At 57.5% G+C, this 10,735-nt stretch carries 7 protein-coding genes and 3 pseudogenes; 3 read left to right on the forward strand and 7 right to left on the reverse strand.

Annotated elements, in window-relative coordinates; genetic code table 11:
* Nucleotides 1-12: 12 nt before the first annotated feature.
* The gene (locus VH564_RS24475; protein WP_423342453.1) at nucleotides 13-1,347 is read right to left on the reverse strand and encodes an MFS transporter; all 1,335 of its coding nucleotides are present in this window, start codon (nucleotides 1,345-1,347) and stop codon (nucleotides 13-15) included.
* A 165-nt stretch (nucleotides 1,348-1,512) separates the two neighbouring features.
* On the opposite strand from VH564_RS24475, the gene VH564_RS24480 reads away from it, so the two are divergent.
* A complete protein-coding gene (locus VH564_RS24480; RefSeq protein ID WP_423342454.1) occupies nucleotides 1,513-2,457 on the forward strand; it encodes a LysR family transcriptional regulator in 945 nt (314 codons plus the stop codon).
* Nucleotides 2,458-2,614: 157 nt separating this feature from the next.
* Here the strand turns inward: VH564_RS24480 and VH564_RS24485 are convergent.
* Nucleotides 2,615-3,169 (reverse strand): annotated as a pseudogene (locus VH564_RS24485) (helix-turn-helix domain-containing protein); the annotation flags it as partial.
* Between VH564_RS24485 and VH564_RS24490 the strand changes: the two are divergent.
* Nucleotides 3,168-3,973: pseudogene (locus tag VH564_RS24490) on the forward strand (IS630 family transposase); the annotation flags it as partial. The pseudogenes VH564_RS24485 and VH564_RS24490 sit on opposite strands and share 2 nt — an antisense overlap.
* Nucleotides 3,974-4,101: 128 nt before the next feature.
* On the opposite strand, the gene VH564_RS24495 reads toward VH564_RS24490, so the two are convergent.
* The 3 genes and pseudogenes from VH564_RS24495 to VH564_RS24505 all read right to left on the reverse strand — a co-directional run bounded on the left by VH564_RS24495 (nucleotide 4,102) and on the right by VH564_RS24505 (nucleotide 8,720).
* The gene (locus tag VH564_RS24495) at nucleotides 4,102-5,049 is read right to left on the reverse strand and encodes an NADP-dependent oxidoreductase (RefSeq protein WP_423342455.1); all 948 of its coding nucleotides are present in this window, start codon (nucleotides 5,047-5,049) and stop codon (nucleotides 4,102-4,104) included.
* A 149-nt stretch (nucleotides 5,050-5,198) separates the two neighbouring features.
* Nucleotides 5,199-6,741 (reverse strand): annotated as a pseudogene (locus VH564_RS24500) (MDR family MFS transporter).
* 791 nt (nucleotides 6,742-7,532) lie between these two features.
* Complete coding sequence (locus tag VH564_RS24505; RefSeq protein WP_423342456.1) at nucleotides 7,533-8,720, reverse strand: HlyD family secretion protein; 1,188 nt, start codon at nucleotides 8,718-8,720, stop codon at nucleotides 7,533-7,535.
* A gap of 133 nt (nucleotides 8,721-8,853) precedes the next feature.
* Here VH564_RS24505 and VH564_RS24510 point away from each other — a divergent pair, with 133 nt between their 5' ends.
* Entirely contained in the window at nucleotides 8,854-9,756 is a 903-nt protein-coding gene (locus VH564_RS24510; protein ID WP_423342457.1) for a LysR family transcriptional regulator, read from the forward strand.
* 27 nt (nucleotides 9,757-9,783) lie between these two features.
* Here the strand turns inward: VH564_RS24510 and VH564_RS24515 are convergent, their stop codons facing one another.
* A complete protein-coding gene (locus VH564_RS24515; RefSeq protein WP_423342458.1) occupies nucleotides 9,784-10,062 on the reverse strand; it encodes a cupin domain-containing protein in 279 nt (92 codons plus the stop codon).
* Nucleotides 10,059-10,391, reverse strand: coding sequence for a thiol-disulfide oxidoreductase DCC family protein (locus VH564_RS24520; protein WP_423342459.1), 333 nt, complete (start codon nucleotides 10,389-10,391; stop codon nucleotides 10,059-10,061). Before VH564_RS24520 ends, VH564_RS24515 begins: the two co-directional genes overlap by 4 nt.
* Nucleotides 10,392-10,735 lie beyond the last annotated feature (344 nt).

The following is a 10,735-nucleotide window of genomic DNA, read 5'->3' on the forward strand; positions in this document are numbered from 1 at the left end:
TTTCGTCTTTGGTCAATGGAGAGTTGCGCTGTCGGCGTTTGGCTTGCCAAGAGCCGCGCCCTGTCGCCGGTTGGCAAGGCCGACCCAAAGAACTGTTCCAAAACCGAGCGTGGCAAAGCCGATGAGTGGCAGCAACGCAAAGCGAAAATCGCCTGTTGTGGTGCGGACATAGCCAATGATCCACGTCGCGCCGAAATTACCGAGCTGGTTCAGAGAGTTGACCAGACCGATCGCGATAGCAGCGCTAGCGGGTGGGATCCTTTCTGACACAAGTGCCCAAAACGGGCCGAGGAAGCTGTAGGACCCCGCGATCGTGACGCAGAGGATCAGCACGAGCCCTACCAGTCCGCCTGTCGCTGTACTGCAGCCGAGCGCGATTGCCGCTGCAGCAAGCGGCAACGCGACGTGAAGGACGCGTTCCTGGCGTCTGTCGGAGGATAGACCCCAGGTGATCATGCAAATTGCGCCGATCGCGAACGGCAGCGCCGTCACGAGACCGACCTGCATGTCGGTAAGTCCAAAGGTCTTAATGATCTGTGGCTGCCACAGCACGACGCCGTTGTTCACTGACGTGCCGCCGAAGTAGACGAGGGCAAGCGGGACGGCCCACGTATGTCGCAGGACAAACCAGACCGAAGGCTTCTCCAACTGCTCTTCACCGATACGATCTGCCGCGAGCTGCCCTGAAAGCCATTCCTTCTGCGGGTCGCTCAACCAGCGGGCGGATGAGATATCGCTCGGAAGGAACAGTCCGATTGATAGCCCCATAAGGATCGCCGGCAACGCCTCGATAATGAACATCCAGTGCCAGCCTGCAAGGCCAAGGAAGCCATCGAGCGAAAGAAGTGCTGCCGAGAGGGGAGAACCGAAGAAATTCGAAATCGGTAGTGCCATCATAAAAAGCGCGACGACACGGCCTCTATAGCTCTTCGGGAACCAGGAGGTCAGCAGCAGCAGTACGCCGGGGAAAAATCCCGCCTCCGCTATGCCCAGCAGAAACCTGAGAGTCACGAAAGAGACAGGTCCATTCATTGTTGCCATGAGGGCGGATATGATGCCCCAAGTTACCATCACGATGCCAAGCCATCGCCGGGCGCCGAGCTTGACCATCATCATGTTGCTAGGCACCGCAAACGCGCAGTATGAGACGAAGAAAACGCCCGCGCCCAATCCATATATATAGGGCGTCAGCCCCGGGACTTCCTGCATGTGCAGGGCGGCGAAGGCGACGTTCACCCTGTCTAGACCAGCGACAAAATATCCCAGGGTGAGGAAAGGCATGAGGCGAAAGGCAAGCTTTCGCATCACCGCCCTGCGCATTTCCGTCTGTGTGGTAACCGTTTCCACTGTCTTTACCTCCCGTTCGACAATCAGCTGAAGCGTTTGGGTATACGAACCGCCCCTGCAATCACGAGCTCGTACAGCATTCTGCCATCGACTTAAAATATGTTTTAGTGATATGGCCATCGCCTAGGAAGATGGCTACGCGCTTATCTTATGGGAGCTAACTAGATGAACTACCGTGGCGCTCGTGCACTTGAGTTGTCCCGATTGATGGCCTACATCGCCATCTGTGAGGAAGGAAGCATATCAGCCGCCGCCCGCCGGCTATCGATCGCGCAATCCGCTCTTACCGTAACGCTGCAGAAGCTCGAGGCGGCATTGGACGTCAAGTTGGTGGAACGGGGAGCCCAGGGCGTTGTTTCCACCACGCCAGGAAAACTGCTGCTGCAACGTGCATACGATATGATCGGTTTGGCCGAATCGACATTCAGCGAGGTGCAGGACCGGAGCAAGATCGTAGAGGGCGACATATCGATCGGCCTCACGTCATCGACGGCTGCCGTTCTCGCGCTGCCATTGATCGAGCGGGTGTCGCAAACTTATCCCGGCGTAACGTTAAGGTTGGTGGAGGCCTTTTCGGGGTATCTCTGGCAATGGCTACATGAGGGCAAGCTAGACGTTGCGATCGTCTTTGACAAAACATCGACACCAGAAGTCGAATGCAAGGAGTTCGGTCGCGAAGCCCTGCATCTCATTGGTCGCAACGAAAAATTGCTCGGGATTACCCATGTGGATGTTTCCGAACTGCATCGCTATCCGCTCGTCATGCCGACGGCGCTGCACGCGATCAGAACGTTGCTCGACAGCTACGCGATGAAGACGGGCGCCAGCCTTGATGTCCGAATGGAAATCGATGCTGGTCAGCACCTTCTCAGACTGGTAGAAACTGGCAAGTGGTACAGCATCCTGGCCCCTTGCGCACTGGGGGCGGAGATCTACCCGCGTCTTCTTGCCGCCAAGCCGATCCGTCCGGCTCTCGAGAGAGGCATTTGCCTTGCCCAACGGCGTACCTTGATGACGTCGCCAACCTTTAAAGCCGTCCGTCACGAGATCGAGGAAGAGGCGGCTGGAAGGATCAAGAGTGGCGACTGGCAGGCTCGGCTCTCGGAATAACCGCGCCTGTTTCACTTGACGGTTCGAACGTGGCACTGGCGGTATTGCATCTAAGTGCCAATCAAACTCAAGAAAAGCCAAATCTCCAAGTCCTGGCTTTGCGCCCGTTTGGCTAAACTGGCGGGTCGTGCGTTCGATATGGTTCAAGGCGAAGAAATTAAGCCATCTTCGGGTCTTCAACCGCTTGACGCATCTCCTTTACATGTCGCGCTGGTGGTGCGCCAAATTGTCGAAGAAACTCACGGCTGAACTGCGACGCGCTCTCGTATCCGACGGCGAACGCGGCATCTGACGCGCTATGGCCGCCTGCCAGCAATAGCCGGCGGGCTTCCTGCAATCTGAGATGCTTTTGATACTGAAGAGGACTGAAGCCGGTGATCGCCTGGAAATGGCGATGCAGGCTTGCGCGGCTCATGCCGCTGGCATCGCAAAGGGCATCGATGCGGAGCTGTGTGTCGGGGTGATCCCTGATCCACGTGACTGCGCGCCGGACGCGGTCCAAGGCACCTTCAGGCCGTGCGATCTGGCGCATCAATCGTCCCTGTGGACCTTGTAGCAACCGATAGAGCAGTTCGCGCTCGATCATCGGGCCGAGAACGGGAATGTCTGCCGGGCTATCCAACAAGGACAGCAACCGGAGCAATGTATCTTGAAGCGGAGCGGTCATGCGATTGATCGCGACGCCCATGCCTTTTTGATCGCTTTCGCGCACTGATACCCAGCGGCAGGCATTAGCAAAGATCGTGGAACGGGGGCCTATTCCGGCCGTCGATGGCGTCGTGCGATGGCGGCGCAGAGATCTGGCGCAGTGGATATTCGAAGAATTCCGTGTCTCCATGGACGATACGACGGTCGGACGAGAGCTGAAGGCTCTGGGCTTTGCCAAGATCTCTGCTCGTCCCCGCCATTATGCGCAGAATGAGCTGGAGGGCGACGTTTTTAAAAAGACTTTGCAGCCGCGCTTGCAGAGATCCGGGCCAAACGCCCGCCCGGCACGGATCTCGAAATCTGGTGGGCCGATGAAGCTCGCATAGGACAGAAGAACAAGATCACGCGCCGTTGGGCACGTCGGGGAACCCGGCCTTCAGCACCGCACGATCAGCGCACCATGTGGGCGTATATCTTCGGCGCAATCTGCCCCAAGAAAGGCAAGGGGGCAGGTCTCGTTCTTCCCTATTGCGACACAGATGCCATGCAGCAGCATCTCGACGAAATCAGCCTTGCCGTCGATAATGGAGCACATGCCGTTCTCATTCTCGACCAGGCGGGTTGGCATACGACGCCGAAGCTAAAGATCCCTGATAACATCACCTTGATGTTTCTACCGCCGAGATCGCCCGAATTGAACCCGGTGGAGAACATCTGGCAGTACATGCGCGACAACTGGCTGTCGAACCGCATCTTCAAGGATTATGACGACATCGTCGCGCACTGCTGCCAAGCCTGGAACAAGCTCGTCGACCAGCCGTGGAAAATCATGTCCATCGGGCATCGTCAGTGGGCGCATAGGTCGTGATCAGCGCTCGTTGGTATGAGGGCATGGTCGCAGCCAGCTCCGCAGGGCGGACGTAGAATAGCGGCGACCGGTTAGGTCGCCACTGGAGTTGATAAAGCGTTCCCTTTGCTTAGCTATTTACTGGCTGCCTAGTCGCTCAAGACATTGAGGATGATCTTTCCCTTGTTCCGCACTCTCTTCCCCTCCAACATTTCATGAGCAGCAATCGCATCTGACAGTGGCAGCACGTCGCCGACGTTGGTCTTCAGAAATCCGCCATCGACCAATGCAGCGATTTCATCCAGCTCAGCTGTCGAGACAGCGACCAGGAAGAACGCTGCGGTGACATCGTGTTTTGAGGCGAGCTCCTGATCGGGCTTGGACACTGCAGATATAAGCTTCCCGCCTTTTTTCAGGACAGCAAAAGATCGGGTCTGAGTTTCACCTCCGACGAGGTCGATGACGGCATCCACCTCGGATACCTGCTCTTCGAACCGACTGGCACGATGGTCRATGACCTGGTCCGCTCCCAGATTTTTGATTTCATCGACGTCCCCGGYRCTTCCTGTTGCGATGACCCTGATGCCMGCYTTRTGCGCGAGTTGGACCGCGTAGGCTCCGACGTTGCCGGCAGCACCGTGGATGAGGACACTGCTCCMMTGCTTCAGACCGGCCTGATCGAACAAAGCCTGTTTGGCCGTGACGGCGATCACCGGAATCGAAGCGGCTTCGATGTCGTCAATTGTTGTCGGCTTGAGAGCAATCATGCCGGCGCTGGCGATGGCATAGTCGGCGTAAGCGCCGATGAAGCGGGRGTTCGTGACGCCRTAGACRGYGTCGCCTKYTTTGAAGGAGCGAACGTTCTCCCCGACGGCTTCGACGACGCCAGAGATATCCGATCCGAGCGTCAGGGGCAGGGGCTGTGGAAGCGCACTGTGCCCGGAGCGGATCCAGCCGTCCCAAGGACCGACACCTGCGGCGTGCACCTTCACCAGCACTTCGTCCGCTTCAGGTGCGGGACGCTCTATCTGCTCCGCGCGGATGACTTCCGGGCCGCCAAACTCATGGACGCGGTAGGCTTTCATTGTGTTGCTCATTTCAGTTCTCCTGTTTTTCAAGRTGGGTTTGAGTTGGTTCCAGCAACTTCGGTTTGCTGTATTTTTAGCGGGACCGATGGAGTGGATCTTTTTTCATCGGGTCGGGGATAGACTGATTGGGACARAATCGAAGTGGTTGCAGTGAAGCGTTAGTGCGCGCCTCCACCGGACACCTGACCAGGCTTCYTCAAAAAGAGTGATGCAAGCAGTGCGATCACAAGGGCTACCCCGAGCAGGTAGAAAGTATCGCTGAAGGCAAGGATATTTGCCTGTTTACGTAGTTTCAGAGCGATCCCGACCACGGCCTTGTGTGTGGCGAGKGCYTGGTCGCTGACGCCATGGCTCATGAAGTAGGCCRTCAATTTTGCCACGCGGTCGCGGGTCGCATCTTGGAATACYGAGACGGAACTCGTGAGAATGTTCGAATGGAACTGTTCACGCTTGGTGAGAAARGTCTGCAGGACTGCGATGCCGACGGCACCGCCAAGATTGCGCATCATGTTAAAGAGAGCCGAAGCCGAGCCTGCGTTTTCCTGCTCTATCCCCGATGTCGCGATAGCGGACAGCGGTGTGAAGACGAGAGCCTGACCGACGGCGCGGACGATGTTTGGCCAGAACAGCTGATCGGTKGCATAGTCACCAGTCATGTGAATGTTCATGAAGTTGGATACTGCGAAGAGGGCGAAGCCGACGATAATGAGCAGCCGGATATCGACCAGYTTCATCAGTCGTGGCACGAGCGGAATGAGAAGCAGCTGTGGGAGGCCGGTCCAGGCGAGAACCATACCGATCTGCTCTGCATTATAACCTTGTATCCGGGTCAGGTAGATCGGCAGGACGAAAACCGAGCCGTAGAGAGCGACGCCRAGCATGAAGTTGGAAACAATGCCGAAGCCGAAGTTGCGACGAACGAGAAGGCGCAGGTTCAGTAGCGGATGGGCGGACTTCAGCTCGATATAGAGGAACAGCGTCAGCGAAATGGCCGCGATGATCGACAGGCGAAGGATGAAGTCGGAACCGAACCAGTCTTCCTTATTGCCTTCTTCAAGCACGGTCTGCAGGGCAGCAAGGCCGACGGACATAGTGATGATACCCGGCCAGTCCCCTTTGGCAAGCAGCGAGAGGTTCATCGGTGCACGATCGAGGGAAGCCCAGAGCATGCCCAGCATCAGTACACCTGGYACCAGATTGACATAGAATATGTATTGCCAACCCCAGTTTTCAGTGAGGTATCCRCCGATCGTYGGTCCGATGGCCGGGGCGAAGGTTGCRGACAGGGCNAAANAGCGCMAGSCCRATCGGTTGCTTGGCTTTGGGCAGAAGCGTGATGATGATCGTGAARGCCATCGGRATAAGSACRCCGCCCGAAAAGCCCTGGATSGCGCGCAGGATGATCATCTGCTGRAGGTCGGCGGCAAAGGCGCAGGCGACMGARAACAGCAGGAAGATRACRGCATTCGTYAACAGATAGRCSCGCACCGAGAACACGCGGGCGAGCCAGGCGCTGAGCGGAATGACGACRATTTCGGCGATGAGGTAGGAKGTGGAAATCCAGCCGCCGTCATCYGAACCCGCRCCGATSGCGCCCTGGATGTCGGCGAGCGATGCRTTGACGATCTGGATGTTGAGGACGGCCATGAAYGCACCGAGYGTMGAGCCGATGACRGCRCTCCACATGCGYAGCGGGCTCATCGWATGGGCRGGCTGKGYGGYCTTYGTYGWSRGCMCYGAAGCCGAAKTGTTGTTCACTGCGRTCTGAAKCGWTGCCATTGTCGTTCTCCTTCTGATGCCGAGACAGTCCCACAGGATGRAGCTSGCGATAATTGCGGAAAGATTGGAARGATCATCAAGCCAGACGGGTYAATCGCCRATCAGRCTGAGGTCYTCCAGYCGRAGGGCCYGAAGYTCCCASGCRTTSCGSAGCGCGGGAAGCAWGCGGTSGATGACCTGAYATTGCGATGGYAGGAAGCCGCCGGCYCGCRYGGTKCCGAAGGCGAYGACRCTGACMGGTCCGKCTCCCTTKCCSAGCGGCGCGATGATCATCTGKGCGAGCTGGCGRCCGGCAAAGACATCGATRTCCTGCCAGYCACMGTTTTCMTCMCCRGTRCCKATGACAAGRGAGCAACCTGTCTTCATGACTYTRTAGARMGGCGTCCTGGAGAAGAGCGGYACWACGCMCYGYTCGCGATCGAGMACCTCGACSRCCTCRTCYGGSGCCCAKGCGACGGYGCGKCCGACATAATCRGGATGGAGCGTCATYACATGGAAGGTCAARCGRTCKATCGGRAAWYCGAGGSMRYRKAGGYGTTCACCCAGCCCGGCGATGAACAACCGCTCGTCTTCCTGCTCGCAACCCTCATCGGATATCCATTCGATCATGGAAAGCAGGGCATCTTTATCGACSGGAGGTCTTTCGCCGACGATGGCCTTCAAGGAAACGATGTCAAGCATGGTTTCAACTCCATTGGATGTCGCTCCGGCGCTCATTTGCCGCCCATGATGGTCAGTTTGGTGTCGATGTCTGGTTCCACCGACATTCCCGACCGCAGGAGGCCGTTCAGACTGTCGTCGTCGAAGACGATCTTGACCGGGATGCGCTGGACGATCTTGGTGAAGTTGCCGGTCGCGTTGTCCGGCGGCAGCAGAGAAAATTCGAGGCCGCTGGCAGGCGAGACGCTGTCGACGTGGCCCTTGATCGTCAGGTCGGGAAAGCTGTCGATCTTGATCGCAACCGGCTGTCCGGCACGGACATTCGTCAACTGCGTTTCCTTGAAGTTGGCGACAACATAGGATGAGTGTATAGGAACGACAGCCATTAACTGAGTTCCTGAGGTCACATACTGGCCGACACGCAAGGACCGGGCACCAACGACGCCGTCGACCGGGGCTRTTATKGTCGTATAGGAAAGATTGAGTTCCGCCTGGCTTGCGGCGGCAGCGGACCGGTCGCGCTGGGCGACCGTCTGGTCCCGTTGGGTCTGYAGTACCGGGACCTTCTTCTCGGCTGCGACKAGTGCGGCYTGATCGCGCTGGAGTGCAGCGATGGCCTGTTGGCTCAGCGACTGGCTCTGTTCAGCGCGGGACTGGGTGCCGGCTCCATTGCTAATCAGCCGTGCGGATCTCGCGGCCTCAGAGCGCGCAAAGTCTAGCGAAGCCTGAGAAGCATCGATCGTGGCCTTGGCCTGGCCGATGACTGATTGCTGCAGTTCGATTTGGGCGTCGAGATTGGAGATGGCGGCGTCGGCTGCCTTGACGTCCGCTCTCGCCTGGGCCAGCGCCGTCTGGAAGTCGCGGTCGTCGATCCGGGCCARGACYTGGCCCGCCCTGACYAAATCATTGTCATTGACGGAAACGGTRGCGATATAACCGGCGACCTTCGGAGCGACCGTCGTGTAATCGGCCTTGACGTAGGCGTCGTCGGTRGACTCGATGAAGCGTCCAACTGTCCAGTAATGGTATCCGAAATCCGCCCCGAAGGCGACSCCGGCAAGGAGAGCAGCCAGGATGAGGCCGCGCTTGGCGATCTTGCGGCCATTTCCTGGCTTGGCCGAGGCCTGTGCAGGTTCGACAGGAGCACKGTTGYTTTCGYTGAYSRMYGGTGCATCCTGMACCTTYGCGRYGCTCGTCTGGKTGGCTGCKTCAAAAGCYGCTGCGCGGGGTAKTTCGACCATTGTYCTTCTCCTCATTTTCNGGCCCTCGRGCCGGCTTGTTCGATGARAAKGAGAATGCYCYKCWATRCGCCYTGTGATAATCTGCAGATATCGGGAAGGATCATCCACTCTCAGCGGATAATCGGGGGCATCAATGGACAGGCTAACAAGCCTTATCGTGTTCGGTCGCGTGGTCGATTGCGGAGGATTCTCGGCTGCTGCGCGCAAGCTCAACATGTCGGTGACGATGGTGGGCAACCATGTGCAGGCGCTTGAAGATCGCCTCGGCGTGCGGCTGTTGAACCGCACCACCCGGAAGGTGAGCCTTACAGAGACSGGTAAGTTCTACTACGAACGGTCGACCCAGATACTGGGAGATCTCGATGACGCAGACCGAGCGGCAGGCGCCTTGACCACGACCCCGCGCGGCACGCTGAAACTCCATACCAGCACGGCGATCGTGCGATTTCTGCTGCCCGTCGTCAGCGAATTCATGGAGCTCTATCCGTCGATTTCACTTGACTTGAAGATCGGCGAACAGGCRATCGACATGGTCGAAGACGGCTACGACCTGATGATCAGAACCATACCGCCGCCGGATTCAAGCCTCGTTGTCAGGAAGCTAACGCCCTGGCGYCAYATTCTCACCTGTTCGCCGTCCTATCTGGAGACGCATGCGGCGCCTGAAAGTCCGGCCRATCTARCGGGACACAAWTGTCTTCGCTATGCCTATTACCCTTACGGAGAGGAATGGCGTTTCGAAGGGSCCGACGGAGGTCAACAGAGCGTCAAGATTTCTGGAAACGTGGTATCGAACAGCGCCGAGACGCTCCGGCACCTCGCGGTGACAGGGCGGGGCGTGTTTCTGGCGCCGAGCTTCGTCGTCTTCGATGATCTCGCCGCAGGACGGCTTGTCCGGATGATGCCTGACGTGAATGCGGTCGAGTTTACCATCAACGCCGTCTACCCCAACCGCAGTCATCTGCCGACCAAGGTTCGCCTGTTCATAGATCTGCTTGCGGATCGTTTCGCAGAACACCGAAAGTGGATGACTTGAAGAGCAAGGCCCACATTGCGGGGGCTATCAGTTATCCGGCACCGTCAACTTGTTGTCGTCGAAATCCACGATGAAGACCGCAAGCAGGCTGGCTGGAACTTTCTTGCTCGCGTTCTCGCTGATGCTGTGCTTCGAGCCAGGCGCCTCATAGAAATTTTCACCCGTCTTATAGATGCGGACGGGTGCATCATCAACCTTGCTGCGGATCGAACCCGAGAGCACCTGAGCGTAAATGAAAGCCGATCCGGCGTGATGATGCGGCGGCGATTTTCCACTCGGATCGTAAGTCACGATCGCAGCTATCATGCTTTTTCCCGGCACGTTCGGGAGCTTCTGCTGAAAGACCGGCTTGACATGTTCGCCGTGCCCAAGGGTCTGTAATAGATCGCAAGGACCGCATCACTGTCGCGATAGAACTTCTCTCCATCGACGACGATGATCGATTCCGGATCGGCTGGATCGATTCCAAATCTGCGATAGAGGTCGGCGCCGACCTCATACTGCATTGAAGCAAGCCGGAAATGGCGATTGCGGTCATGCTTTAGGATGAACTGGGCATTTACCGAACAAAGAACGCACATGGCGTCAAATACGACGATTGGGCCCCCCGCATCATTCATTATCGATTCGTCCATTCGGTCATTTCGCCGGCACATGTTATTGCGGACAGAGCTGGCTCGGTTTGTCTGAACAGTTTCGGGCGTTTGGCTAAGTGGATTTCCGCCTCGATTATGCCGCCACCATCATTGGTGCCAGCGCGTTGAAGTAGGCCTGATCTGGTGTCTGCCGGTCAAGGGATGAATGTGGGCGTCGGCTATTGTAGAAGGTAATACGGCGTCTTTCTGAAGCCGACTCTTTGGGCTTCCCAAAGCGTGGTGAATCTGAATCTCTTGTGCAAAGCGGAGGTTTCGGATGCGAACAGGAATTTCACTGAGGGCAGATTTTGATGCTGAAGGCCTTCGGCGTCTGGCCCGTCAGA

Origin of the sequence: Rhizobium sp. HT1-10, from assembly GCF_049472505.1 — a bacterium.
Taxonomy (GTDB): Bacteria; Pseudomonadota; Alphaproteobacteria; order Rhizobiales; family Rhizobiaceae; genus Rhizobium.

Excerpts from the sequence above, each read along its gene's own strand:
- VH564_RS24480 (WP_423342454.1), top strand. The coding sequence starts at position 1,513 with ATGAACTACCGTGGCGCTCGTGCACTTGAGTTGTCCCGATTGATGGCC.
- VH564_RS24515 (WP_423342458.1), bottom strand. The coding sequence starts at position 10,062 with ATGATAGCTGCGATCGTGACTTACGATCCGAGTGGAAAATCGCCGCCG.
- VH564_RS24520 (WP_423342459.1), bottom strand. The coding sequence starts at position 10,391 with ATGGACGAATCGATAATGAATGATGCGGGGGGCCCAATCGTCGTATTT.